At 68.0% G+C, this 24,180-nt stretch carries 23 protein-coding genes and 1 other RNA gene; 3 read left to right on the top strand and 21 right to left on the bottom strand.

The features are described 5' to 3' along the window. Nucleotides 1–88: 88 nt before the first annotated feature. The 11 genes from BMY69_RS03325 to BMY69_RS03375 form a co-directional block, all read right to left on the bottom strand. Entirely contained in the window at nt 89–2,881 is a 2,793-nt protein-coding gene (locus BMY69_RS03325) for an AAA family ATPase (protein ID WP_177191057.1), read from the bottom strand. Beyond that, nucleotides 2,874–3,581, bottom strand: a complete 708-nt coding sequence (locus tag BMY69_RS03330) for a hypothetical protein (RefSeq protein ID WP_090175327.1) — start codon at nt 3,579–3,581, stop codon at nt 2,874–2,876. Before BMY69_RS03330 ends, BMY69_RS03325 begins: the two co-directional genes overlap by 8 nt. Continuing rightward, a complete protein-coding gene (locus BMY69_RS03335) occupies nt 3,574–4,887 on the bottom strand; it encodes a hypothetical protein (RefSeq protein WP_090175328.1) in 1,314 nt (437 codons plus the stop codon). The genes BMY69_RS03330 and BMY69_RS03335 overlap by 8 nt, the downstream gene beginning before the upstream one ends. A gap of 2 nt (nt 4,888–4,889) precedes the next feature. Further along, entirely contained in the window at nt 4,890–5,486 is a 597-nt protein-coding gene (gene folE, locus BMY69_RS03340) for a GTP cyclohydrolase I FolE (protein WP_090056204.1), read from the bottom strand. A 54-nt stretch (nt 5,487–5,540) separates the two neighbouring features. Continuing rightward, entirely contained in the window at nt 5,541–6,992 is a 1,452-nt protein-coding gene (gene rmuC, locus BMY69_RS03345; RefSeq protein ID WP_090175329.1) for a DNA recombination protein RmuC, read from the bottom strand. Between the two features lie 35 nt (nt 6,993–7,027). Continuing rightward, nucleotides 7,028–7,684 (bottom strand): ribose-5-phosphate isomerase RpiA, encoded by a 657-nt coding sequence (gene rpiA, locus BMY69_RS03350; protein WP_090175330.1) that lies wholly within the window; start codon nt 7,682–7,684, stop codon nt 7,028–7,030. Further along, nucleotides 7,681–8,139 (bottom strand): EVE domain-containing protein, encoded by a 459-nt coding sequence (locus tag BMY69_RS03355; RefSeq protein ID WP_090056210.1) that lies wholly within the window; start codon nt 8,137–8,139, stop codon nt 7,681–7,683. The genes rpiA and BMY69_RS03355 overlap by 4 nt, the downstream gene beginning before the upstream one ends. After that, nucleotides 8,136–8,747, bottom strand: a complete 612-nt coding sequence (locus BMY69_RS03360; RefSeq protein ID WP_090056212.1) for a 5-formyltetrahydrofolate cyclo-ligase — start codon at nt 8,745–8,747, stop codon at nt 8,136–8,138. The genes BMY69_RS03355 and BMY69_RS03360 overlap by 4 nt, the downstream gene beginning before the upstream one ends. A gap of 110 nt (nt 8,748–8,857) precedes the next feature. Next, nucleotides 8,858–9,040: non-coding RNA, 6S RNA (gene ssrS / locus BMY69_RS03365), on the bottom strand. Between the two features lie 8 nt (nt 9,041–9,048). Further along, nucleotides 9,049–9,357, bottom strand: a complete 309-nt coding sequence (locus BMY69_RS03370; RefSeq protein WP_090056214.1) for a cell division protein ZapA — start codon at nt 9,355–9,357, stop codon at nt 9,049–9,051. 10 nt (nt 9,358–9,367) lie between these two features. Then, nucleotides 9,368–9,592 carry a TIGR02449 family protein gene (locus BMY69_RS03375; RefSeq protein WP_036116258.1) on the bottom strand — a complete coding sequence of 75 codons (225 nt, stop codon included), beginning with the start codon at nt 9,590–9,592 and terminating at the stop codon, nt 9,368–9,370. A gap of 114 nt (nt 9,593–9,706) precedes the next feature. Between BMY69_RS03375 and BMY69_RS03380 the strand changes: the two genes are divergently transcribed. Together BMY69_RS03380 and BMY69_RS03385 are read left to right on the top strand one after the other, a co-directional pair. After that, on the top strand, nt 9,707–10,273 hold the full coding sequence (locus BMY69_RS03380) for a UPF0149 family protein (protein ID WP_090175331.1): 567 nt from the start codon (nt 9,707–9,709) through the stop codon (nt 10,271–10,273). After that, complete coding sequence (locus tag BMY69_RS03385) at nt 10,270–11,562, top strand: aminopeptidase P N-terminal domain-containing protein (protein WP_090175332.1); 1,293 nt, start codon at nt 10,270–10,272, stop codon at nt 11,560–11,562. Before BMY69_RS03380 ends, BMY69_RS03385 begins: the two co-directional genes overlap by 4 nt. Before the next feature lie 78 nt (nt 11,563–11,640). Here BMY69_RS03385 and cydX read toward each other — a convergent pair whose 3' ends face one another. Genes cydX through cydP form a run of 4 tightly spaced genes read right to left on the bottom strand, consistent with a single transcriptional unit; the run spans nt 11,641 to nt 14,717 of the window. Continuing rightward, nucleotides 11,641–11,778 carry a cytochrome bd-I oxidase subunit CydX gene (gene cydX / locus BMY69_RS03390; RefSeq protein ID WP_090056220.1) on the bottom strand — a complete coding sequence of 46 codons (138 nt, stop codon included), beginning with the start codon at nt 11,776–11,778 and terminating at the stop codon, nt 11,641–11,643. 11 nt (nt 11,779–11,789) lie between these two features. Continuing rightward, on the bottom strand, nt 11,790–12,920 hold the full coding sequence (gene cydB / locus BMY69_RS03395) for a cytochrome d ubiquinol oxidase subunit II (protein ID WP_090175333.1): 1,131 nt from the start codon (nt 12,918–12,920) through the stop codon (nt 11,790–11,792). 10 nt (nt 12,921–12,930) lie between these two features. Then, nucleotides 12,931–14,502, bottom strand: a complete 1,572-nt coding sequence (locus tag BMY69_RS03400; RefSeq protein WP_090175334.1) for a cytochrome ubiquinol oxidase subunit I — start codon at nt 14,500–14,502, stop codon at nt 12,931–12,933. Continuing rightward, complete coding sequence (gene cydP, locus BMY69_RS03405) at nt 14,499–14,717, bottom strand: cytochrome oxidase putative small subunit CydP (RefSeq protein ID WP_090056227.1); 219 nt, start codon at nt 14,715–14,717, stop codon at nt 14,499–14,501. The genes BMY69_RS03400 and cydP overlap by 4 nt, the downstream gene beginning before the upstream one ends. 141 nt (nt 14,718–14,858) lie before the next feature. On the opposite strand from cydP, the gene BMY69_RS03410 reads away from it, so the two are divergent. After that, entirely contained in the window at nt 14,859–15,929 is a 1,071-nt protein-coding gene (locus BMY69_RS03410) for an acyltransferase family protein (RefSeq protein WP_090175335.1), read from the top strand. 108 nt (nt 15,930–16,037) lie between these two features. On the opposite strand, the gene pepQ is transcribed toward BMY69_RS03410, so the two are convergent. The 6 genes from pepQ to BMY69_RS03440 all read right to left on the bottom strand — a co-directional run bounded on the left by pepQ (nt 16,038) and on the right by BMY69_RS03440 (nt 24,107). After that, nucleotides 16,038–17,360 (bottom strand): Xaa-Pro dipeptidase, encoded by a 1,323-nt coding sequence (pepQ, locus tag BMY69_RS03415; RefSeq protein WP_090175336.1) that lies wholly within the window; start codon nt 17,358–17,360, stop codon nt 16,038–16,040. A 73-nt stretch (nt 17,361–17,433) separates the two neighbouring features. Then, a complete protein-coding gene (locus tag BMY69_RS03420; protein ID WP_090175337.1) occupies nt 17,434–18,090 on the bottom strand; it encodes a hypothetical protein in 657 nt (218 codons plus the stop codon). A 16-nt stretch (nt 18,091–18,106) separates the two neighbouring features. Continuing rightward, nucleotides 18,107–18,454: a PilZ domain-containing protein gene (locus BMY69_RS03425; protein ID WP_090056236.1), complete on the bottom strand. Its 348-nt coding sequence runs from the start codon at nt 18,452–18,454 to the stop codon at nt 18,107–18,109. Then, nucleotides 18,451–20,664: a DUF1631 family protein gene (locus tag BMY69_RS03430; protein ID WP_090175338.1), complete on the bottom strand. Its 2,214-nt coding sequence runs from the start codon at nt 20,662–20,664 to the stop codon at nt 18,451–18,453. The genes BMY69_RS03425 and BMY69_RS03430 overlap by 4 nt, the downstream gene beginning before the upstream one ends. A 146-nt stretch (nt 20,665–20,810) precedes the next feature. Continuing rightward, nucleotides 20,811–22,862, bottom strand: a complete 2,052-nt coding sequence (locus tag BMY69_RS03435; RefSeq protein ID WP_090175339.1) for a peptidoglycan-binding domain-containing protein — start codon at nt 22,860–22,862, stop codon at nt 20,811–20,813. 30 nt (nt 22,863–22,892) lie between these two features. Continuing rightward, complete coding sequence (locus tag BMY69_RS03440; protein WP_090175340.1) at nt 22,893–24,107, bottom strand: hypothetical protein; 1,215 nt, start codon at nt 24,105–24,107, stop codon at nt 22,893–22,895. Nucleotides 24,108–24,180: the final 73 nt, after the last annotated feature.

A 24,180-nucleotide genomic window follows, 5' to 3' on the forward strand; every position in this document is an offset into this window, starting at 1 on the left:
TCCCACATGTCATCGAACCGCCGACGCGGTGGGAGCGGACCCGGCCGCGACAGCTTTACGCGAAAGTGCTCAGGCCCTGTTGCTGCCGTCAGGCAGCCGTGGCGCGGCGGCGTAGCACCGCCAACGGCTGCGCCCACACCGCGCCCGGCCGCCGCTTGCTCGTCACCAGCGTGAGTTCCGATGGCTGGAACACGTTCACGTTGTGCGTGGCGGGCGTGGTGAGGATGTACTGCGCACGCGTGCTCTTGAGGAACGCGCCCACCTTGTCGATGTTGAAGATGTCGAGGTGGGCGAACGGTTCGTCGATGAAGACGAAACCGCCGGGGCGGTCCTCGTCGCGCATCAGCGCCACGAGCAGCAGCAGCGACTTCATCACCTGCTGTCCACCGGATGCCTCGCCGTCGTCCATGCCGATCCAGCCCTTCTTGTCGAACTCGAAGCGGACGTGCAGCGCGGCCGACGCGAGTGCCAGATCGTCGTTGCTGAGTTCGGGAAGATCGACGTCGACGCCGATGCCCGCCAGTTCGGCAAGCACCTTGAGGTTCTTCGCGTAGCGGCGCACGGTGTTGCGCAGCACCTGGATGTAAGCACCACGCGCCTCGTGCGTGATGCGCGACGCGCGCTCCAGGTGGATGCGGCGCTTCTCCAGATCCAGCTTCAGGCCTTCGTGATCGGACGAGAACTTCTCGCGCAACGCGAGCACGCTCGGATCCTGTTCCCAGTGACCTTCGTCGAGACGCCGCTCCACGCGATCGATCTCGCGACGCACGGCGGCGGGCGATTCGTAGCGTTCGCGCAGCGCGGCCATGGCCACGCGGCCGCGATGGGCGAGCGGCACGTGGGCGCGCTTCGCGCGATAGGCGCGCAGACGGTCCACCTGTTCCGCGCGCAGCGTGTGGTGCTGGCGCACGGCATCGGCGAGCTGGCGCTGCACGTCGCGCTGTTCGCGCGCCGCGTTGTCGCGCAGGTTCGACGTGCGCAGGCGCTTCTCGCGCACGGCTTCGTAGTGCGCTTCCGCCGCGACGTGGCTGTCGGCCGTGCGCTGCACGTCTTCGCGCAAGCGCGGCTGCTGTTCGCGCGCTTCGGCGAATTCGTCCGCGCGGTCGGCCAGCTGGCTGCTGGCGCTGGCGCCGCGAAGCACCGCTTCGGCGTCGCTGGCGCGCGTCAGGGCGTCCTTGCGCTCGCTGGCGATGTCGCGCAGGCGGGCCTCGATGTCGCGCAGCTTCGCTTCGCCATCGCGGAGCTGTCGCTCGCGCGCGCCCGCGCCGAAGTACATGTCGTCGACACCGAGGTGGCGGCCACCGCGACGCTCGCGGAAGTAACCCTGCGGTGTGATCCAGTCCTGCTCGCGGCCGACCTTCGCGCCGTCCGCCACGTCCTCGACGCGACGGATGCGGTCGAGGTTGCGCAGGAGCCAGTCGGGCGGCGCCGCCGAGAACGACACCACCTCCAGCAGCGAACCTCGCGTCGCGTTTCCGGCCGGTGCCCGATCCGCCACGACGAAATGCTTGTAACGATGCTGCTCGCCGAGGCTCCAGGCCTTCTCGCGATCGCGCGGATCGTCGAGCAGCACCACGTGCCTATATCCCGCGAGGATCGCTTCGACCGCCGGCTGCCAGCGCGGCTCGTCGATCTCGACGATCTCGCTGAGCATGCTGTGACGGATGCCGGCGTCGTCCAGCGCGCGGCGGAACGACGCCTCGAAATCCGGCGTGTAGCGACGGCCGCTTCGCCACGCCGACAACTGACTGGTCAGCGTCGCGAGGTCCTGGCGCAGCCGGCCTTCTTCGGCCTGCAGCTGGTTCACGCGGGCGCGCGCATCGCGCGCGACGTCGGCGAGGCGTTCGTGATCGGCGCCGCCCTGCGCGGCCACCATCTCGCGCAGGCGCGTCTCCTGCTTGATCAGGAGGTCGTTCTGCGCGAGTTCGGCGCGCGCGGCGTCGAGGCTCTTCTGCGTCTGCTGGCGCGCGAGGTCGGCTTCGTGCTGTTCGGCACGCAGGCTCTCGCCACCCGCGTCGAGCTCGCCCAGCTGGCGCGTGAGCTCCGCATCGCGACGTTCGAGTTCCGCCACGCGGCGTTTCACGCCCGTGAGCTGCGGACGCGCGCCTCGTATGCCCGCGCCGAGATCGGCGAGTTCCGTGCGCGGCAGGACGTCGGCGACGAGGTCGACGCGCTCGGTCTTCAGCGCGTTCCACTCCTGGTACGAGCGGGCGCGTGCTTCGGCTTCCTGCAGGCTCACGCCGATCAGCGAAAGCTGGTGTTCGAGGCCGTGCTGCTCGCGATCGGCTTCCATCTGCTCGTTGCGGGCACGCTGGTAATCGTCGAGCACGGCCTTGTCGCCGAACACGTCGAAGACGAGGTCGAGCAGCGCCTTGGGCGGCAGCTGGCAGAGCTTGTCCGTGGCGCCCTGTTCGAGCGTGAGAACGCGACGGATCGCCTGCGACAGGCCGGCCCCTTCGAGGCGCACGCGGTATTCGCGCAGGCCGAGGAATTCGCCGCGCGCTTCGATCTCCTCCACGCTGACGTCGCCGCCGAGCACGGCGTACTGACGCGTCCACTCGCCGCCCTTCTTCTGGATGCGGCAGGCGAGGGTCACCTCGCGATCCATCAGCGGGAAGAACGGCCGCTCGCCGCTGGGGCCCGGGACGTTGCCCACGCGGGCGCGCAGCCAGGCGAACGGCTTGCCGTTGTGGCGCAGGTAGCTCTTGTAGTCGCGGTTGCCGGCGCAGTCGATGGTCAGCAGCGTGCGCAGGGCATCGAGCAATGTGGTCTTGCCCGAGCCGTTGGGTCCGACGACGGTGACGATGTTCGTGTCGAGCGGGAGGCTGAATCGCTGCCAGTAATCCCAGTGCACGACTTCGAGGCTGCGGAAATCAAACATCGGTGCTTTCCTCGGTCTCGTCGAGCGGCAGGTCGTCTTCGTCGTCGGTCGCGGCTGGCGCCGGCCGCGACGCGGCCTCGGCGAGCAGGTCGCCCAGCGCTCCATCGAGGATGCGCCGCGCCGTGCGTTCGTAGTCGAACGCGAGGTCGAGCAGCGGGCCTTCGGCCACTTCGCCCTTGCGACGGATGATGAAGCCGAGGCGATTGAGCGTGCCGAGGTTGAAGCCGACGCGCGTCTTGCCGCCGAGCTTGTCGCCGAAGTCGGCGAGCAGCGTGCGCTCGGCGATGACGGGCGAGATCGTCGGATCGCGCGGAATGGGTTTCTCCTCGGCGAACATCTGGCCCTGCGACGCCGCGGCTTCCGCATCCTGGCGCTCGACCTGGCGCTGCCGCTTCGGCAGCACGATCAGGGCCCAGATGACCACCAGCAGCGCGACGCCGTCGCGATCCAGCTGCAACGTGTTCGAGATCCAGCTGTCGCTGCCGCCGAAGACGGCGCGCTCGCTCTTCCGCGCCACGGCGAGGCCGATGTACGCGGCGTAGGGGTGTTCGCGCAGTTCGAGGCCGACGGCGTCGAGGCGGCGGTCGAGTTCCTCGCGGAACGCTTCGTCGAGCAGCGCCTTGCGTCCCTGCGCGTCGTCGCGCGGGAGCCAGCGTTGCGCGAGCAGGCGTGTGACCAGGCTGGCGGTTTCGTCATGCATCGGCAGTGTTGTCCTTCGCGGCGTCGCGCGGGCGCAGGCGTCCGGCGCTCACCAGGGCGATCTGGGGCAGGTCGGTCTCGATCAGGCGCGGCTCGATCTCCAGCGCGAGCGGCAGGCGCGCGAGGTCGGCGGTGCCGCCTTCCAGCGCGGCCGACTCGGGATCGCCGAGCAGGCCGAGCAGCGAGAGCCGATAGGCGGAGAGCGCATAGTCGTCGCCGACGAGCGTGGCTTCGAGTTCGCGCGGGGCGTCGATCGCCGCCAGTTCCGCGTGCCAGGCCTCGAGGAAGCGCAGGTCTTCCTCGTCCATCGGCAGGTCGGCGGTGTCCGGCGGTTCCTCCGCGCCGGGCAGCGCGGTGCTTTCCGCGGCGAGGCGCTCGCGTTCGAGCAGCTCGAACTCGGCCACGTCGAGCGCGATCTGGTCGTGGATGAAGGGCGCAGGCAGGGGCAGGAGCAACTGGCCGTCCTCGAACGACGCCAGCGTGTCGATGTCCTGCGCGCGGAGCCAGCCGACCAGGTCGGACGACGACAGGCCGGTGCGACCGAGGTGCACGCGGTGCTGGTCGATCTTGTTGAGTTCGCGCTGGAACGTGCCGGCCTGGCGAAGCAGCGCGCTCTGGGCGCGACCGACCGCCTGGGCGAGCCGATGGGCCGCCGGTTCCAGGTCGTCCTTCTCCGTGATCGCCGCGACGACCTCGGTGCCTTTCTCGACCCAGGTCCAGACGGCGTCGAGGCGCTCGGCGGCGCGGCGGATGCGGTACTCGGACCCCGAGAGCACCGCGCGATCGAAGTCTTCCTTCAGCTCGGTGAGGCGGGACAGCAGATGGCCGAGCTCGTCGACCGACACGCGCCCCACGGCCTGCCCGGCGGCGAGCTGGGCGGTGAGGTAGCCGAGGCCGTCATCGTCGTCGTTCTCGAACTCGAGCATCGCCGCGATCGCGGCCAGCGCCTTGCGGCCCAGCGGACCGACGCGGTAGCGCATGGTCTCGCCGTCGTAGACCAGCATGTCGTGGTCCTTCAGGCGCTGGACCACGGTCTCGAGCTTCACCGCGTCGACGAAGGCGAGGTGGTCGCGGATCTCCTGCGGTGTCCACTCGGTGGCATGCGGTCGCCCGCCGAGGGTGCGCAGCACGAGCAGGCGCAGCAGCACCTGCGCCTCGCCGCCGTGGAACAGCGCGGAGAACGCGCGCAGCAGCCCGCGCCCGCGCAACAGCGGGAAGACGGCGGGAATGTCCTCGGCGACGATGCCGTCGCGGAAAAGATCCTGCAGGCGCTCGTCGTGGACGGTGGTGTCGGTCGGTCCGCTCAAGGTCAGCGACGATCGACGCCGACGAAGCGGAGGAACTCGCTCCGTGTGCGCGGGTCTTCGCGGAAGCTGCCGAGCATCTGGCTCGTGACCATGGAGACGCCGCGCTTGTGCACGCCGCGCGTCGTCATGCATTCGTGGCTGGCGTCGATCACCACGCCGACGCCGCGCGGACGCAGCGTGTCCTCGATGCAGTGCGCGATCTGCGCGGTGAGTTTTTCCTGCACCTGGAAGCGGCGGGCGAAACCGTCGACGACGCGCGCCAGCTTGCTGATGCCCACGACGCGATCCTTCGGCACGTAGCCGACGTGCGCGCGACCGATGATCGGTGCCATGTGGTGTTCGCAGTGGCTTTCGAACTCGATGTCGCGCAGGACGATCATCTCGTCGTAGCCGGCGACCTCTTCGAACGTGCGGCGCAGGTATTCGGCCGGATCCTCGTCGTAGCCCTTGAACCAGTCCGAATACGCCTTGACCACGCGCTTGGGCGTGTCGAGCAAGCCTTCGCGGGTGGGATCCTCACCCGACCAGAGCAGCAGCGTGCGCACGGCCTCCTCGGCCTGTTCGCGGGTGACCGGGCGGGACTTGGCGTCGTCGCTCATCGGGGTGCGTTCCTAAGCAGGTGCAAACGGTCATTGTACCGTTCTTCCCGCCGGTCAGTCCTCGGATGGCTCGGCCGGGGTGTCGGTGTCGTCCAGCCCCGGCACCAGGTCGAGCAGGGCCTGGCTCTCGTCGGAACCCAGCGACTCGACGCCACGGAGCTTGCGCTCGATGGCGCGGGTGCGGACGCCGGCGGTGTCGATGCTGTTGCGGACAGTGTCGAGCTGTTTGCGCGTCTTTTCCAGCACCGTGGCGAACTTGCCGAATTCATTCTTGACCGCCGCCAGCACATGCCAGACCTCGGACGAGCGCTTCTCGATCGCCAGGGTGCGGAAGCCCATCTGCAGGCTGTTCAGCAGCGCCGTCAGGGTGGTGGGACCGGCGACCGTCACCCGGTACTCGCGCTGGAGCTGGTCGGACAGTCCCGGTCGGCGGATGACCTCGGCGTAGAGGCCCTCGGTCGGCAGGAAGAGGATCGCGAAATCGGTGGTGTGCGGCGGGGCCACGTACTTGCTGCGGATCCGCTTGGCCTCCTCGCGCACCCGCAGTTCGAGCGCCTTGCCGGCCGCATGCGCCGCATCGGCATCGGCGGCGTCCTGGGCGTCGAGCAGGCGCTGGTAATCCTCCACCGGGTACTTGGCGTCGATCGGCAGCCAGACGGGGGTTCCGTCGTCGGCGCCCGGAAGACGGATGGCGAACTCGACGCGCTCGGTCGAGGACGGGATGGTGGCGACGTTGGCGGCGTACTGCTCGGCGATGAGGATCTGCTCGAGCAGCGCGCCGAGCTGGACCTCGCCGAAGGTGCCGCGCGTCTTCACGTTGGTCAGCACGCGCTTGAGATCGCCGACGCCGGCCGCGAGCGCCTGCATCTCGCCCAGGCCGCGCTGCACCGCTTCGAGCCGCTCGGAGACGAGCTGGAACGATTGCCCGAGGCGGGTTTCCAGCGTCGCCTGCAGTTTCTCGTCGACCGTGGCCCGCATCTGTTCGAGCTTGGCGGCGTTGTCCTGCTGGATCGCACCGAGGCGGGTTTCGAGCGTGGCGCGTACTTCGCCGAGCCGCTTCTCGTTCTCGGCCGTGAGCGCCGCGAAGCGCTGGTCGATGCCCTCGCCGAAGCGCTTCAGGGTGAGCGCGGATTCCTCGCGCGTCTTGCGCGAATCGTCGGCCAGCCCCTGCCGCAGCGACTGCAGGCCGGTGTCCGTGCGTTCGGTGAGCTGGTCGAGCCGCCGGCCGAAACCTTCGATGCGCTCGTGCTGGCGCTCGGCGGCGGCGGCGAGCTGATCCTGCACATGCCCGCGGAACTGACCGAAGCTCTCGCCGAGCTCGCCGCGGCCCGCCCGCTGCTCTTCGCGGATCAGGCTTTCGAGACGGCGGTTGTCGTCACGCAGGGCCTCGAGGCGCGCGGCGCTTCCGTCGTCCTGTCGACCGCGGGACAGCAGGGCGAAGAGCAGGCCGAGGCATGCGAGCCCGACGACGAGCAGGGCGATGAGGAGCAGGGTTTCGAGCGTCATGGGGCGAGAGGATACAGCCCCGAGGGACCCTATTCTCAGATCTCGCGATTGCCGACGATGACGACGTCCGCCGCGCGCCTCGCGAAGAGGCCGACGGTGACGATGCCGACGATCTGGTTGAGCTGGGCTTCCAGCTCGACCGGATTGGTGATGCGCCAGCCGTGCACGTCGATGATCCAGTTGCCGTTGTCGGTGACGACGCCGTCGCGCCAGACCGGCTGTCCGCCGAGCGCGACGATCTCGCGCGCCACCAGGCTGCGGGCCATCGGGATGACCTCGATCGGCAGCGGGAACGTGCCGAGCACGTCCACCTGCTTGCTCGCGTCGATGATGCAGACGAATTTGTCGGACGCCGCCGCGACGATCTTCTCGCGGGTGAGTGCGGCGCCGCCGCCCTTGATCAGGCGCTTGTGCGGATCGCACTCGTCCGCGCCGTCCACGTAAAGGTCGAGACGGCCGGCGGCGTTGAGATCGATGACGTCGATGCCGAGTTTGCGCAGGCGCTCGCTGGAGGCCTCGGAGCTGGACACGGCGGCCTTGATCCGGTCGCGGTACTCGGAGAGTTCGTCGATGAAGAAATTCACCGTCGACCCGGTACCCACGCCGATGATGCCGCCCTTGAAGACGCCGTTGCCGACGTAACGGAAGGCGGCGGTTTCGGCGGCGAGGCGCTTCTCGTTGTCCTGGCTCATGCTTTTTCCAGCTTGAGGATGAAATCCCAGTCGCTCTTGGCCACCGGCATCACGGACAGGCGGCTGCCTTTCTGCACCAGCGGCATGTCGGCGAGCTCGTCGTGGCCCTTCAGTTCTTCCAGCGAGATGGTGCGTGCGAGCTTGCGCTCGAACTTGACGTCGACCAGCATCCAGCGCGGTTCCTCGCGCTTCGCCTTGGCGTCGTAATACTTGGATTTCGGGTTGAACTGGCTCTCGTCCGGATACGCCGCGGAGGCGACCGAGGCGATGCCGACGATGCCCGGGACATCGGTGTTCGAGTGGTAGAAGAAGATCTTGTCGCCGACCTTCATGCCGTCGCGCATGAAGTTGCGCGCCTGGTAGTTGCGCACGCCGTCCCAGGCTTCGACGCCCTTGCGCTTGAGATCGTCGATGGAGAACGCGTCCGGCTCGGACTTCATGAGCCAGTACTTCATGCTTCGCCGCCCGTGCAGTCGATCAGTTCCTTGTCCGTCGCGATGTAGTCGAGCGAGATGTCCCACTCGGCCGTCTCGATCGCGTCCAGTTCCTGGAACGCGTAGCCGACACCGACGAGCAGCGGCTGCGCCGGACGCGGCTTGCCGCGCAGGAACTCGAAGCTGCGGTCGTAATAGCCGCCGCCGAAACCCAGCCGGTTGCCGCGGCGATCGAAGCCGAGGAGGGGCACCAGCACGAGATCGAGCTTGTCCGCCTCGACCACGTGTTCCGACGCCTTCGGTTCGGGGATGCCGAGCTCGTTGGAGTCGACGTCCTCGCCGGTGGTCCAGGGCGCGAACGTCAGGCGGCGCTTGCCGCCGGATTTGGTGACGATCGGCAGGTAGAAGGTCTGGCCGCGCTCGGCGAGCGGCGCGATGGCCAGGTTGAGCGGCAGTTCGCCGCCCGTGGCCCAGTAGCCGGCCACGTGCTTGTCGGTCAGGAATTCGGGCAACTGCTCCAGCGAATGGCGCAGGCCCTGGGCGGCGGCGACGCGCTCGGCCGGCTTGAGCTGCCGGCGTCGCTGCACGAGGTCGGCTCGGAGTTCACGTCTCTCGGGAAGCTTTGACATGGGTCGTTCAACGGAACGGCACAGGCAAGGTCGCCGTCGAGCCGCCACATCCGGTGCCGCGGATGGGACGCTGACCGGCCCCCCTGGGACCGATCGGCTGGAATGGAGAGGCGTTCTCCGCGATGCCGCTGCGCACCAAACGACCTTGATCCAAAGGATCAGGTGGGAGGGCTACGCGACTTCGAGGCTTTCCGTACGAGGCGGACATGCACAACAGTCACGAAAAGCCGACCCGGGGTCGTATGTAGGAACAAGGCAAATGTAAAGTGCGCTGGCGAACACCGCAGGGAACGCCTGAGTGCTATTTTACAGAGGCGTCGAGCAGACCATCAAGCTTTCTGCGCAGGGAGGCCAGCCCGTCGGTCAGCACCTGTTCCTGCGAGTCGTGCTCCTTCCGCAGCGTGAGCAGCTCGTGGGCGATGCTCACGGCCGCCAGCACGGCGATCCGGTCGAATCCGGGTACCTTGGCGTTGGATTTCAGCTCGCGCATCTTGCCGTCCAGGAACTGGGCGGCGGCGACGAGGCCGGGGCGCTCTTCCGGCGCGCACGCGATGTGAAATTCGCGGTCGAGCAGGCGCAGGGATACCGGTTCGCTGGCGGTGGCGTTCATGTCGTTGCGATCAGCCCGTGTTCTCGAGCGCCTTGAGGCGCTGGATCATCGCTTCCACACGGCTGCGCGCCTGTTCGTTGCGTGCCATGAGTCCCGCGCGTTCGTTCGCCAGCTGTTCCTGGCTGTGCCGCAGGCTGCGGTTTTCCTCGGTGAGGCGGCGAACGGTGTCGACGAGCCGGTCGAGCGTCGCGCTCAGGGCTTCCAGTTCGGTCTTGAAGGCATCCGGGTTCGTCATGGAGCGGACTATAACAGGAGGTCCGGCCCTGTCGGCATCCCGTGAAGGCGAACGCGTCGGCAGCGTGAAGGCCGGTGCATTAGACTTGGGTCTGAAATCCCTGGAGCACGTGCCATGTCGGCCAACCTGACCGTCGACCCCGAAGACATCGCCGAGCTGATCGGACGCTGCAAACTGTCCGTCTCGGTCAGCGAGTTCCATGGCTCGCTCGTCGGGTACATCGCCGGGGGCGGCCGGTTTCCCGGCGATTCGGTACTCGCCGCGCTCAGCCTCGAACCGGATCCGGCGCCGACCGCCGACGAAGAGGCGATGCTCAACCGCCTGCGGCACCAGACCGACGAATGGCTGGCCGACCCGGAACTGACGTTCTCCCCGTGGCTTCCCGACGACGATGCGCCCATTCCGGAGCGCGCCGAGGGCCTGGTCGACTGGATCCACGGCTTCCTGGGCGGTCTCGGGCTCGGCGGGTCGGTGGAGCGCAACCAGGGCATGAGCGACGACGCGCGCGAAGTCCTCAAGGACATGGCGTCGATCGCCGCGACCGAGTTCGAGTTCGACGCGGACGACGACGTGAACGACGAGAGCCTGACCGAGCTCGAGGAATTCGTGCGCGCCGGCGCGATGCTGCTCCATGCCGAGCTCAGCCGCGGCATGCCACCGGCGAACGACACCCTGCATTGATCGCGCCCGCGGAGTACGCCCGGCGGCGCCGGGAACTGATGCGCATGGCGGGCGAGGACGCGGCCCTGATCCTCGCCGCCGCCCCCGAGCGCATGCGCAACGCCGACGCGCCCTGGCCGTACCGCCAGGACTCCGATTTCCATTACCTGACCGGCTTCGGCGAACCCGAAGCCGTGCTGGCGCTGCTGCCCGGTCGCGCCCACGGCGAGACGGTGCTGTTCTGCCGCGAGCGCGACGCCGAGCGTGAACGCTGGGACGGCGAGCGCATGGGCACGGACCGGGCGGCGCGCGAGCTTCGCCTCGACGACGCGTTCCCCATCGACGACATCGACGACATCCTCCCGGGGATGATCGAGGGAAGGGCGCGCGTCTATTGCCACTTCGGGCAGGAACCGGATTTCGACGCCCGGCTGCTGGCCTGGATGCGCCGCCTGCGCACGGCGCGCGGTGGCGGTGTCGTGCCGAAGGACCTCGTGGCGCTGGGGCACCTGCTGCACGACCTGCGCCTGTTCAAGTCGAAGGACGAGCTGGCGCTCATGCGCCGCTCGGCCGAGGTCGCCGGCGCCGCGCACCTCGCCGCCATGGCCATCGCACGCCCCGGCGTCGCCGAATACGAGGTCGAAGGCGAGATCCTGCGCACCATCCGCAGCCGCGGCGCGGTGCCCGCGTTTCCGCCCACCGTCGCCGGCGGCGCCAACGCCTGCGTCATGCACTACCAGGCCAACCGCGCCACGCTGAAGGACGGCGACCTGCTGCTCATCGACGCCGGCGCGGAAGTGGACTGCTACGCCTCGGACATCACGCGCACGTTTCCCGTGGGCGGGCGTTTCACCAGGGAGCAGCGCGCGCTCTACGAGATCGTGCACGAGGCGCAGCTGGCGGCCATCGACGCGGTCCGTCCCGGCCGCTCGTTCGGCGACGCGCACGACGCGGCGGTCCGGATCATCGCGGAAGGCCTCTGCGCCGTCGGCATCCTGCGCGGCGGCGCCGATCGCGTGATCGCCGAGGGCAGCTACAAGACGTACTTCCCGAGCAAGACCGGCCACTGGCTCGGCCTCGACGTCCACGACGTCGGCGACTATCGCATCGATGGCGAGCCGCGCGTCCTGGAAGAGGGCATGGTCGTCACCGTCGAACCGGGCATCTACGTTCCGCCGAACGACAAGCGCGTCGACGAACGCTGGCGAGGCATCGGCATCCGCATCGAAGACGACGTCGCGGTGACGAAGGGCGCCCCCGATGTGATGACCTCCGCGGTGCCGAAAGCCCCCGACGCCCTCGAACGCTGACACGTTGCCGCCGGCGGCGGGAGCCGATCGCATCGGCGATCCCGCGGCAGCGGCAACGATCCGGGAACGCCGTATCCCTCAGGTCCCCTCGTGCTTCGGCATCGGATCGTGCTTCCGGCTGGCTTCGTCGTCGGAGTGCACCTCGTACCACACCGCGTTGAGGATGCCGAAAGCGCAGGCGAGGCCGAGGCCGAGTATCCAGGCGAAATACCACATGGCTTGCTCCTTCAGTACGTGCCGTGCGACTTGCGCACGTGTTCGAGGGTGACGCGGCCGCGCATCACGCGGTAGACCCAGCTGGTGTAGAGGAGGATCAGCGGGATGAACACGATGGTGACCGCGAGCATCAGCAGCAGCGTGCCGCGACTGGACGAGGCGTCCCATACCGTGAGGCTCGATGTCGGATCGAGCGCGGACGGCAGCAGGAACGGGAAGAGCGCGAAGCCGGCGGAGAGGATCGTGCCGGCGACCGCCAGGCTGCTGCAGAAGAAGCCCGCGAAGCCGCGACGGCCCACGAAGAGCTGAAGACCCAACGCGCCCGCGAAGGCGAGGACCGGCGCGGCCCAGAACCAGGGATGCTTCATGTAGCTGGCGAACCACGACGCGCCGATGGCCACCTGCTTGCCCAGCGGATTCGAGATCGCGTCGGTGGTCGCGGGTCCGGAGATCGCGAAGCCCGGGATGCCGTAGGCGAGCCAGATGCCGGCGGCCACGAACAGCACGATGTACACGAGCGAAGCGATGCGTGCGACCTTCGCCGCGCGATTCGCGATGAGCACGTCGGCCTTCATCGCGGCCCAGCTCGCCCCGTGCGCCAGCAGCATGCTCAGGCTGACGAGTCCGGAGAGCAGCGCGAACGGACGGAACAGCTGGAAGAACGAACCATCCCACGTCATGCGCAGGTCGCCGTCGTAGCGGAACGGAAGGCCGAGGAACAGGTTGCCGAACGCGACTCCGCAGACCAGCATGACGATGGTCCCCGAGGCGATCAGGCAATAATCCCAGACGGTCTTCCAGCGTGGATCCTGCACCTTCTCGCGGAAGTTGAAGCCCACCGGCCGGATGATGAAGGCGACCAGCAGCACGAACATCGCGACATACAGGCCGGAGAACGATGCCGCGTAGAGCAGTGGCCACGCCGCGAACACCGCGCCGCCGCCGAGGATGAACCAGACCTGGTTGCCCTCCCAGGTCGGCTCGATGGTCTCCAGCAACACGAGCCGCTCGTGGTCGTCCTTGCCCAGCACGCGCAGCAGCGCCGCGACGCCGAAGTCGAAGCCGTCCATGATGGCGAAGCCGATCAGCAGCACGCCGATCAGCGCCCACCAGATCACCCGCAGGGTTTCGTAATCGAACATGATGTCGTCCTCAGGCCGTCTGCGCGTGGGCGGGAATGGCATCCGGCCGCTTCGGCCACAGGCCGAGTCCGTCCGGACCCTTGCGGGCGAACTTCACCATCAGATAGCCGTCGATCACGGCGAGCGCCGTGTAGAACAGCACGAAGCCGCCGAGCGAGATCCACACCTGTCCGGGCGTGAGCGACGATGCGCCCAGCGCCGTCGGCAGCACGCCTTCGATCGCCCACGGCTGGCGCCCGTATTCGGCGACGATCCAGCCCAGCTCCGCGGCGACCCAGGGCAACGGCAGGCTCCACAGCGCGACCTTGAGGAACCGGCGTCCCTGCAGGCGCCGCTTGCTGGCGAGCCAGAACGCGTACGCGAACAGGCCGATGAAGTACAAGCCGCACGCCACCATGACGCGGAACGACCAGAACAGCACGGGCACGTTCGGGATCGTGCTGTCGGCGGCCTTCTGGATGTCCTCGGGCGTCGCCTTGCGCGGATCGTCCATGAAGCGCTTCAGCAGCAGCGCGTAGCCCATGTCCTTGTCGTGCGCGGCGAGGATCGCGGCGGCCTGCGCGTCGTTCCGGTTCTCGCGCAGCACGAGCATCGCGTCGTACGCCTTGATGCCGTCGGCGATGCGGCCCTTGGCGTCGTCGACGAGCTGGGCGATACCGGAGATCGGTTCGTCGACCGAGCGCGTGCCGATCAGGCCCATGATCCACGGCACGCGGATCGCACCGTGCGTCGTGCGCTCCTTCACGTCGGGCAGGCCCACGAGGGTGAACGACGCGGGCGCGGGCTCGGTCTCCCACATGGCCTCGATGGCCGCCATCTTCATCTTCTGGTTTTCCGAAACCGTGTATCCGGACTCGTCGCCGAGCACGACCACGGAAAGGGAGGCGGCAAGACCGAAGCTCGCGGCGACCGTCATCGAGCGTTTGGCGAAGTCGACGTTGCGGCCGCGCAGCAGGTACCACGCGCTGATCGAGAGCACGAACATCGCACCCATCGTGTAACCGGCGCTCACCGTGTGCACGAACTTCGACTGCGCCACGGGATTGAAGAACACCTCCTTGAACGAGGTGACCTCCATGCGCATCGTCTGCGCGTTGAACGCCGCTCCGACGGGATTCTGCATCCACGCGTTCGCGATGAGGATCCACAGCGCGGACAGGCTGGTGGCGAGCGCCATGAACCAGGTCGCCAGCATGTGCTTCAGCGGCGTGATGCGATCCCAGCCGAAGAAGAAGATGCCGACCAACGTGGATTCGAGGAAGAACGCCATCATGCCTTCGATGGCCAGCGGCGCGCCGAAGATGTCGCCGACGTAGTGCGAGTAATAGGCCCAGTTCGTGCCGAACTGGAATTCCATGGTGACGCCGGTGGCGACGCCCATGGCGAAGTTGATGCCGAAGAGCACGCCCCAGAACTGGGTCATGCGTTTCCACACCTCGCGGCGGGTCATCACGTACACGCTCTCCATGATGGCGAGCATGAACGCGAGGCCGAGGGTGAGGGGCACGAAGAGGAAGTGGTAGAGCGCGGTCAGCGCGAACTGAAGGCGCGACAGGCCGACGACATCGGGGTCGACGATCATGGCGGGTTTCCCTGGCTGGAGGCGGAGGCCGGTGCGAGGACACGGTCCATGCCCGCGGGCGAGACATCCGCGCGGGGCAGGGGCCGGATGGCCACGTACCAGATGAGCATGAGTACGGCGATCTTGGCGACGACGATGAAGGAGAGCTCCAGCGCGAGCCTCCCCAGCGGCTTGTCGCGCCAGCGACGGCGCGCGGGTGGACTGTCGACGACCATCGGTGCGACTCCATCGTTCGATACGAACGTGACCCCGGCATCGTACGGCCGGGCATCCCCATGCGATCCATGACCGATTGTCGCAACCGGCTGACCGCGTATCCTTCGAACCTGCCCCTTCCACCCAAAAATAATCCCTGGATGACCCACCGTAAAGTGCGCCATGCCTCCGTCGACGTCCTGCGCGGAGCGACCGTCGCGGCGATGCTGCTGGTCAACGATCCCGGCGACTGGGGCCACGTCTGGCGGCCCCTTGAACACGCGGCGTGGAACGGGTGCACGCCGACCGACCTCGTCTTTCCCCTGTTCCTTTTCATCGTTGGCGTATCGGTTTCGCTGTCGATCGGAGCGCGCGTCGCGACCGCTGCGCCGAAAGCGCCCTTGCGCCGTGCGGCGATCGGTCGCGCGGCGCGCATCGTCGGGCTCGGCCTGTTGTTGAACGTCGTCGCGTGGCTCGCCATACCGGAAGCGCATCTGCGAATTCCCGGTGTCCTGCAGCGGATCGGCGTGTGTTTCGCCCTGGCCGCGCTGCTCGCCGTCGACACGGGGCCGCGCCTGCGCGACGCCGTGCTCGTCGTCCTGCTGGCGGGCTATGGAGCGCTGCTCCTGGCCAGCGGCATGGAGCCGTGGACCAATCCCGTCAGCCGCGCCGATTCGGCGATCTTCGGCGCCTTCGTCTACGCGATCGATCCGGCCACCGGGCGCGGGCATGATCCGGAGGGCCTGCTGGCCACGCTACCCGCCCTGGCGACGACGCTGCTGGGCATGCGCGCGGGAACCTGGCTCGCCGCTGGCGACACGCGACGGCTCGTCGTCACCGCGATCGCCTGCCTCGTGCTGGGCTGGATGGCGCAGTGGCTATGGCCGTTCAACAAGAACCTGTGGACGCCGAGCTACGTGCTCTGGACCGGCGGCTGGTCGTTCGCGCTGCTCGCGCTCGCGCACGTGCTCGTCGACGAACGCGGCTGGCGCCTGCCGGGCAGGGCGTTCGGTGTGAATGCGATCGCCGCGTATGCCGGGTCGGGGCTGATGGTCTACCTGCTCATCGCGCTCGGCATCGCCCCGTGGCTTTACCGCGTCGCGTTCGCCTCGTGGATGACGCCGCTCTTCGGACCGTATGTTCCGTCGGCGGCGTGGGGCGTGGCGTTCGTCGCCGTGTGGTGGCTGATCGTGCGATGGATGGAGCGGCGGGCGATCTACCTGAAGATATGATGCCCGTGGGAGCGGACCTGGCCGCGACGGCTTTTCGCGGAAGAGCGCAGGTCGTGCCGCTCCTCGCGAAAGGCTGTCGCGGCCAGGGCCGCTCCCACAGGGTCGGGCTTACAAGGACGCGAACGCGTCGCGCGTCAGGTTCTCGGGTTCGCCCGTGGTGCACACCACGTCGTCCTCGATGCGGATGCCGCCGTACTTGCGGAAGGCGTCGACCTTCGCCCAGTCGATGTCGTTCGAGAACGGCTTGCCCTTGAGTTCGGCCAGCAGCATGTCGATGAAGTAGATGCCCGGCTCGATGGTCACCACCATGCCGGCCTCGAGCTGGCGCGTGAGGCGCAGGTAGGGATGGCCGTCGGGCTTGGCGATCGTGCCGCCCGTTTCCGAGGCCTGGAAACCGCCCACGTCGTGCACCTGCAGTCCGATGCCGTGGCCGAGGCCATGCGGGAAGAACGCGGACGAGACACCGGATTCGACGGCGCTTTCCGGGCTCATGCGGATGAAACCATGGTCGCGGAGCACGCCGGCGAGCACGTGGTGGGCGTGGACGTGGAGCTCAGGATAGCTCTGCCCGGCGCGCACCTTCGCCGCGAACGAGCGCTCGGCGTCGTCGACCGCGTCGATCAGCGCCTGGAACTCGCCGGCATCGCTGCTGGCGTAGGTGCGCGTGATGTCGCTGGCATAGCCAGAGGCGCTCGCGCCCGCGTCGATCAGGAACGAGCGGCTCTTCGCCGGGGCGCTGCGGTCGAAGTGCGTGTAGTGCAGCACCGCACCGTGCTCGTTGAGGCCGACGATGCTCGCGTACGGCAGCTCGGCGTCGATCTGGCCCACGGCGGTGAGGTAGGCGAGGTGGATGCCGAATTCGCTCTCGCCGTTGCGGAACGCGTGCTCGGCCGCGCGGTGGCCGCGCACGCCGCGGCGGCTCGCCTCGCGCATCAGTTCCAGTTCGTAAGGCGTCTTGTACGCGCGGTGGTAATGCAGGTGGTCGATGACGGCGGGCGGGTTGTTCGCGCAGACGTCCTGCAGGTCGCAGTACTGGTCGCCGATGATCGCGCAGCGCGAGAGCATGGCCGGCAGCTCGGCGACCGCGTCCGCGGGCTTGCGCACGATGACGATGTCGAAGTGGTCGACCCAGTAGCCGGTCGGGGCTTCCGGCACCACGTGCCAGTAATCGCGCGGCTGCAGGAATACCAGCTTCGGCTTCTCGCCCGGCGTGTAGACGAGCCAGCTGCCCGGGGCGTCGGTCAGCGGCAGCCAGTGCCTGAAATGCGGGTTCGTGACGAACGGGTAATCCTGGTCGTCGAGGAACTTCGTGATCGGGCGGCCCGCCGGCACCACGAGGTGATCGAACCCGCCGCGCGCCAGCGCGGTGTCGGTGCGCTCGCGCAGCGTGGCGAGGTGCTGGGGATAAAGCGCGGCCAGCGCGTCGTTCATGGGGGACTCCGGGGACGTGGGGCAAACCGCAATGGTGCGCCTGTCGGGACGCGGAGCCAAGTCCGGGCGGGCCTCAGGATCGTGCGAAGACCACCGTGTAATCGCCGGCCAGGTCGCCTAGGCGGTGGCGCAGCGCGGTGGCGGCATGCGCGTTGCCCTTGCCGAGCAGGCCCTGCAGGTGGGCCCCGTAGAGCGTGATGGCGTAGTGGCCCACCGCGAAGTCGTGCTCCGGCGAGCGCCACAGGTGGAGCGGTGTCCACGTGGCGCAGGACGGGCAGGCGACGTATGCGGAATCGGGCGCGTCGCACCACACCGCGAGGGCTTCCTCCAGCGCCTCGCTGCCGTCGTCGCCGGGCGCCAGGCGCTCACCGCATTCGGGACAGCGGATGGAGAAGCTCCCGTCGTAGCGGCAGAAGATGCCGTTCTCGCGGCCGCCGTCGATGAGCTCCGCGCCGCCGCGGCCGTCGCCGCGCCAGCGGTGTCCGCTCGCGTGCAGTCCGATCGCCTGGATGCCGGTGTCGGCGACGAAGCGTTCGTCGAGCACGCGGAACCGGGCTTCCTCGTCGTCGCTCGGTTGCGCGGCGATCGTGCCGTCGCCGACCAGGTGCAGGTACAGGTCCATCGCGGCCGCGGCCGCGTCGTCGCGCTCGAGGTCCGTGTCGACCAGAATGGTGGTGGCATCGCTCATGGTGAGCGATGGTGACGCCCCGCGTGGTTCGTCGTAAAGCATGGTCCGCGCCTTTCGTTCAGTCCGCCGGTGGGCCGATCCACTCGTCGATGGCGCGCACGTCGTCGTCGCTGGCCGCGACGATGCGGTAGCCCGCCCAGAACTGGCCGTTGGACGCCGCCGGCTCGTGCCATTGTTCCTGGATGCCGATCTCGACCCGATGTTGCCGGTGGTGGGCGTCATGCAACGTGAAGACGATCTGGTAGACGGCGCCGTCCCGCGGCTTCGCCTTCACGAGCAGCATCACGCCGGTCGCGGAGAGGTTGCCGAGCTGGCCGATGTCCTGCTCGGTGAACCAGTTCTTCACCGCGATGGGCGCGGTGGCGCGCTTGCGCGGCGCGCGGCGTTGTTCGGCTTCGCGGATCATGCGTGGCCCGCCATGCGTTCGCGCACGCCTTCAAGGCGCAGGTTGCGCGCGACGGCCCGCCAGGCCCGGTCGACGATCGACAGCCGCTGTTCCTTCCATTCCCGCGCCTCGCCGTTCGCCATGAGGCGCGCGAGGCGGGTGAGGTCGACGTCCTCGGTGCGCGCGCCGCGCTGGTTCACGAACAGGCAGCGGCCCGTCGTCGGCGAGAACCAGGCGAGCTTGCGCAGCGCGATGCCGCCGTCCGGCTGGACGAACTCGAACCACGTGCCGAAGCGCAGGCTGGCGAAGCCGTCGTGGATGGCCCTCGCCGCGGGGTCCAGTGGCGTGGGCACGACGGGCGCGGCGGGCTCGCCATGCGCGGTCCCTTCGCCCAGGCGCGGACGCTGCTTGAGGCGCACGGCGACGTCGGTCGGCGTCAGGCCGTCGTCGTTCTGCCGTTCGGCGGGCTCGAAGACGCCGGCCGCGACCTGCGCCGCTTCGGATGGATGCATGCCGAGGTGTTCGAGGCCGCGCTCGACGTCCGAGCGGAGCTTGTTCGCATCGGTGATCGGACGCCGGCCGAGCAGCTGGTCGGTGACGCCGAGGCAATGCAGGAACGCCTCGCCGTTCTCGCCGCCGCGAAGGATGTGCAGCGCGAGCACGTCGGCCCACGTGCGTTCCAGCAGGATGCGCAGCACGCCGCGAGGCGTCGTGCCGCGCACCATGCGTTCGGCCATGATCTCGGCGGCGCGCTGGCGAGCGCGTTCGAGCCGGTCGCGGCCTTCCATCGCCTCGATCTGGCGACGTTCCGCCACGTGCGCCTTGCGCGAGAGCATGGCGATCTGCTGTTCGATCTCGGCGCGCCACACGGGATCGATCACCTGCGCGCTGCTCGCTTCCACGACGAGGCGCTCGAGGCGATCCACGAGCGCGGCGTCCGGCTCGCCTTCCGACGGATCGAGCCAGTGATGCGCCGCCTCGCTCACGGTGTCGAGCAGCTGGCGCGCGGGATGTTCGGCCTGGTCGAAGAAACCGCGATCGTTCACGGCGGCGCGCAGCATCGGCCATTGCAGGCCGCCGAGGACGGCGCGGCCGGGGCTGGTCACGGCGATCTGTTCGCCCAGGCTCTCGAAGAGCCGCGCGGTCAGCTCGACCGTGTCGCCCTGCTCGATCGTGAGTTCGGCGGGCGGCGAGCCCGCCGGCCGGCCACGATTGAGCTGGTTGAGGAGTTCGTCGCGCAGCGCCTGCGCGCTGCGGATCTCGCGCTGCGCGGCATCGGTGACATCGGTGACGTGACCCTGCAGGGCGAACAGCGCCGTCTGCAGTTCGTCGTCCGAGGCGAGCCGGCCCGGCGCGAACCCCGCTCCGCGGCTGGTCTCGACGCGCGAGGCGAGCAGGGCCCGCAGCCCCTCGAGCACGCCAATGTTGCCGTCCACGGCCGCGCCGCTCCCGCTGCCGCCGCCCGCGCCGGTGCCCCCGCCCACGGCGACCGTTTCGCCGGCTTTATGGCGCTCGGATGCCGGCGTCGTGGCGACGCGCACGTTCGGATAGACGCGGAACCCGGGAAGGATGCCGCGAGTGCGGTAATGCTCGTTCAGTGCGCCGTAGAAGGCCTCGCCGTGGGCGAGCACGTGGGCGTCGACCGCCTGGAAAAGCAGCAGCCGGTGCGCGCTGGAAAGCGGCATCGGCTCGACGGCCGCCTGTAGCGCCGCCGTGAGCGCGCGGGGTCCGGCGGGCAGAGCCTCGCCCTCCAGCGGCGGCGTGCCGGCGAGCACCGCCAGGCGATAGCCGAGCTCGAACAGGCTGCTGGCACTGCGCGCTTCGCCCCGCGACGCCATGCTGGACAGGGCATCCGCCTGTTCCTGCTCCTCGGGATCCACGAGGCTGAGGGTCAGGTGCTCGCTCGCGGTGGCGGGCTTCGCGTCCACGACGTCGCCCAGGCGACGGAAGCGTTCCGACAGGTGCGAGGCGAAGCGGTTGCGGAAGCCGGGACCGTCGCGCTCGACGATGTGACGGCTCTCGAAGCACGCCTGCTGTTCGAGATGGTTGCGGCTGCCCTCCGCGGCGGCGAACAGTCGATGGTCGAAGTCGCGCAGCGCTTCGCGCAGCGGCGAATCGAGCCAGGTCAGGCACAGCGACAGACCCTGCTGCGCTTCGCGTTCCGCACGCGGCGACAGGGCGACGGGATGCGGTCCCGTCCGGCCGTACGGCGGCTGCGTGCCTGCGCTCATGCGAATGCGGTCCTCCCCGACCTTCGCCGTAAGTTTAGGTGGCGACGCCACGGGCGCGCCAGCGGCGTGGCGGCCCGCTTATGGCTTATGGCGATAGGAATAGGGCGACGCCGCCCCGCCGACCGTGGACGCCCCGCTTCGCCCGTCTACCGGGACATTCCCCGGGACATCTGCGCCTGCTGTGCCTGGATCTCCGCCAGCACCTGCGCCTGCTGGAGGTCGAATTGCGCCATCCGCTCGACGCTCTGTTCCGGGGCGGGCGACGGATGGTTGAGATCCACGCGGGCCGGCAATGTCATCGGCCCGTGGCCGAAGACATGCAGCGTCATCGTCTCTTCGTTGATGTGCACCATCGAGAGATTCTCCGCCGTGATACGGCTGCGGTGGCACGCCGCCGTCGTCTGCAACAACCGATTCTCGGAGGCATCCGGAAGCTGCGTTTTCAGCAGTTCGTAGAGACCGTTCTGGGGATGGTCCGCGTGGCGCGGGTCGAACGGCGCCCGCCTCGGTGCGAGCGACGCGTCGGCAGCCGGGGCCTCGCGGCCCGCCGGGATGGCCACGGGCTCGCGGGGCTCGCGGGCCAGGGGTGACTCGACCGGCGCGATCGGCGGTGCGGCGGTACGCGTCACCGGTTCCAGGGTCTGATAGGTGCTCATGGCCTCGCTCGTCGCTTGCGCTTCCACGCGGGCCTCCACGGGTGTCGACCGGCCGTCCGCCGCGCCCATGACGGGATCGATCGCACGGTAAGCCGCCATGACCTCGTCGTGTGGCCGGTGCGCCGCGGCGATCGACGCGTCCCGGTCGTGGACCGCTTGCCGCACGCTCGCCAGCGTCTGCCGACCGCTCAGCCCATCCGCGACGAGGTCGTGCTCCCGCTGGAAGGCGCGTACCGCCGCCTGCGTTCCCGGACCGTAGTCGCCATCCGCCCGCAACGGGCGTCCCTGCGCGTCGGAGTAACCCAATCGCATGAGCTGTTCCTGCAACTGCCGCACGTCGTCGCCCCGGACACCCGGTCGCAGCGCCCGCTCCACGGCCGCCGCCGCGACACTGCGCACGGCAGGCTCGACATGCAGCAACGGCTGCCCCTCGCCCTCGACCACCCTCGCGAGATCGACCGAACCGTCCCGCGCACGCGTCAGCCCGAGCTCATCGCGAGAGACGGTCGCCCATTGACCTTCGACGAAGGTCACGCCCTTGCCGTCGGCGTTCCACTGCACGAACTGGGTTCCGTCGGTGTAGAAGCCCGTACCGGTGATCTTGCCCTCGTGGTAGGGGCGCCCCTGTTCCAGCGCGTCGAGAAAAGCCATGGCCTGCTTGGGCGCATGGAAGAGGTTCTTGATCAGCGTGTAGTGCGCGGCGAGGTCGGGTCGGTCCGGGGCGGCACCGATCTCCGTGGGCCGGACCAGTGGATTGGCGAGCACTTCTCGCCATGCGCGGCCGATCGGGCTGTTCTCGTCGGCGTTGTGCAGGCGAGTGAAGACTTTCGCGCCGACGAGGGCGTGTTCGCGACCGGAGGCCAGGTACCTCTTGTGATGCGATTCGGCATAGGACAGAACATCATCGAGAGTGTCGAGCGATCTGTCACGGGCGTGAGGTGCCTTCATCGCGCTGTAAAGACCTTTGCCCGCGGTTTGGTTCTGATTGAAGGCTTTTGCCACGATCGTTGCGATGATGATTTGCTCATCCACTGTCGCGTTCTTATAGGCCACCGAATCGACAATCTCGACGAGAGCGTGCGTACGAATGTGCTCGACCTGATCGACATCACGCGCGTGCACAAAATTGCGCCCATCTTTCGAGGCGAGAAATGCACTCAGCTGGTTCTGGAGCGACGGATCGATATCTCGGCCGCCCTGATCTCTGATCGCCCTGCCGTTTCGGGATAGATCCGCGACGGACGCGACAACATCGGCATCGCTGAGGTCCGGCCAGTCGGGCGATCGCGCCGCCCACTCTCGATAAGCCGCCACCATTTCCCTTGCGGTTTTTTTCTTATCTTGCCCAAGGTCCTTCTGCAAGGTTCCGATCGACAATCCACTATTGCCCATCGGATCCATTTTCCCATTGACTCTAGTTCCCGCAAACGACAGCGTGGCAGCGACGTCCTTTTCGCGAAGCGTACCCTCCGATGCCACGCCCACCGCGAAGTACGCGATGGCTCGCAGTTCTTGCGCGTTGAGCGCTTTACGACCAGCCATGTCTCCAATCCTTTTTGTTTTTTAAGCGCATCAATCCAGACGCAAAGCCTTCAGTACGTGCCCGAGGACGTCCTGTACCTGAAGCGCTTTGGCGTCATCGATTGCGCGCTGAACCTCGGATTCCTCGAATATATGCAACGCAGGGGCTTCGCCGACCGGACTGAGGTCGTCCGTACGCACGCGGAATACGTATTTCCCTGCCGAAATCAGCATGGTGCCGTCGCGAAGTTCGATGGCGGTACTGAGTAATGACGCCCAATCGTCATCCGGGCACGAGGCGCATCGGTACATAGGCACCTTGCTCCAGATCACCTTGGAATGGTCTTCGGTTCTGCGCTGATAGGTATTTAGCCAAACCGACTGCTTGGGACCACGGGATACCTCGATCGTCGGTGAGCTGAAGTCGATATTCTTCCCGGCCGCGCCGCCTGGCCTTCCATCCTTAAAGTAGAAATATTTATCGGACGTGTCCTTATGCTCGACCCCTTTCGCATCGACGAAGGAGTCGATGTACTGCTCGCCGAGTTCACCCGTCACTTCAAGGACTTCGCCGGTGAAGAAGTCGAGCGCCTTACCTTTGGTTTCCCCGTATGCCGGACGCGCAACCGCCCACGCCGTCCACTTGCCGTCGACATGTTCGACGATGAAGTTTTCCGCCCACTCCTCACCGTTGCCGACCTCGCGCTGGGCGATGCCGTTGTTCGGCCACACCGGCTCGGCGACAGTTTTCTTCGACACAACCGCTTCAGTGGCTGGCTGCTTCGTTTGTACGTGCATGCTTGCCGCCGGCATTGCCGCCCCGGCCACCAAAACCGCGGCCATCGCCATCTTCCGTCGTTTCATCGCATCATCCTCGATAGGCTCTTCATGGAGTGGGATTCTCAGGTCGGGCCGCGTGCGCGACATCGGCTTGCGTCGCAACCCGGTCGCGAAGTCGTAACCAGGCTCCGGCCACTCGTGCACGTCCTCATCCTTCTTCTCGCGCAACTGCTCGGCCGTGGCGCGCAGGTACTGTTCCTGCCCCGGATCGACGTACGTGCATTTATGGATCGGCCGCAGTTGCGACGGCCTCAAGCCGTCTTCCGGATCGATCTCGTCGTTTTCGGGGTGGCAGACATAGCAGCGTACGAAAGCCGGGCGCTCCTTTGCCCAGGGGGACCTCATGGCCTCCCAGGCCCGCATGCTGGCCACCCACCGCTCGTCGGGTCCGGTCGATCGGTCGTCGTCTTGCTTCTCTTGGTTCATCGACTGCTTTCCATGCAGATGTGGAGGGCATTCGCCCGGGTGCTGTGCGGCGGATCTTCAGTTCGCATCGTCG

This window comes from Luteibacter sp. UNC138MFCol5.1, assembly GCF_900110505.1.
In the GTDB taxonomy this organism is placed as follows: Bacteria; Pseudomonadota; Gammaproteobacteria; order Xanthomonadales; family Rhodanobacteraceae; genus Luteibacter.

Bases quoted from the DNA above. Each gene is read 5' to 3' on its own strand.
- rpiA (WP_090175330.1), bottom strand. From the start codon at position 7,684: ATGAGCCAGGACAACGAGAAGCGCCTCGCCGCCGAAACCGCCGCCTTC.
- BMY69_RS03325 (WP_177191057.1), bottom strand. From the start codon at position 2,881: ATGTTTGATTTCCGCAGCCTCGAAGTCGTGCACTGGGATTACTGGCAG.
- BMY69_RS03375 (WP_036116258.1), bottom strand. From the start codon at position 9,592: ATGACGAACCCGGATGCCTTCAAGACCGAACTGGAAGCCCTGAGCGCG.
- cydP (WP_090056227.1), bottom strand. From the start codon at position 14,717: ATGGTCGTCGACAGTCCACCCGCGCGCCGTCGCTGGCGCGACAAGCCG.
- BMY69_RS03360 (WP_090056212.1), bottom strand. From the start codon at position 8,747: ATGTCAAAGCTTCCCGAGAGACGTGAACTCCGAGCCGACCTCGTGCAG.
- cydB (WP_090175333.1), bottom strand. From the start codon at position 12,920: ATGTTCGATTACGAAACCCTGCGGGTGATCTGGTGGGCGCTGATCGGC.
- BMY69_RS03380 (WP_090175331.1), top strand. From the start codon at position 9,707: ATGTCGGCCAACCTGACCGTCGACCCCGAAGACATCGCCGAGCTGATC.
- BMY69_RS03370 (WP_090056214.1), bottom strand. From the start codon at position 9,357: ATGAACGCCACCGCCAGCGAACCGGTATCCCTGCGCCTGCTCGACCGC.
- BMY69_RS03355 (WP_090056210.1), bottom strand. From the start codon at position 8,139: ATGAAGTACTGGCTCATGAAGTCCGAGCCGGACGCGTTCTCCATCGAC.
- BMY69_RS03425 (WP_090056236.1), bottom strand. From the start codon at position 18,454: ATGATCCGCGAAGCCGAACAACGCCGCGCGCCGCGCAAGCGCGCCACC.
- BMY69_RS03430 (WP_090175338.1), bottom strand. From the start codon at position 20,664: ATGAGCGCAGGCACGCAGCCGCCGTACGGCCGGACGGGACCGCATCCC.
- BMY69_RS03410 (WP_090175335.1), top strand. From the start codon at position 14,859: ATGACCCACCGTAAAGTGCGCCATGCCTCCGTCGACGTCCTGCGCGGA.
- rmuC (WP_090175329.1), bottom strand. From the start codon at position 6,992: ATGACGCTCGAAACCCTGCTCCTCATCGCCCTGCTCGTCGTCGGGCTC.
- pepQ (WP_090175336.1), bottom strand. From the start codon at position 17,360: ATGAACGACGCGCTGGCCGCGCTTTATCCCCAGCACCTCGCCACGCTG.
- BMY69_RS03435 (WP_090175339.1), bottom strand. From the start codon at position 22,862: ATGGCTGGTCGTAAAGCGCTCAACGCGCAAGAACTGCGAGCCATCGCG.
- BMY69_RS03440 (WP_090175340.1), bottom strand. From the start codon at position 24,107: ATGAACCAAGAGAAGCAAGACGACGACCGATCGACCGGACCCGACGAG.
- BMY69_RS03420 (WP_090175337.1), bottom strand. From the start codon at position 18,090: ATGCTTTACGACGAACCACGCGGGGCGTCACCATCGCTCACCATGAGC.
- folE (WP_090056204.1), bottom strand. From the start codon at position 5,486: ATGAGCGACGACGCCAAGTCCCGCCCGGTCACCCGCGAACAGGCCGAG.
- BMY69_RS03400 (WP_090175334.1), bottom strand. From the start codon at position 14,502: ATGATCGTCGACCCCGATGTCGTCGGCCTGTCGCGCCTTCAGTTCGCG.
- cydX (WP_090056220.1), bottom strand. From the start codon at position 11,778: ATGTGGTATTTCGCCTGGATACTCGGCCTCGGCCTCGCCTGCGCTTTC.
- BMY69_RS03330 (WP_090175327.1), bottom strand. From the start codon at position 3,581: ATGCATGACGAAACCGCCAGCCTGGTCACACGCCTGCTCGCGCAACGC.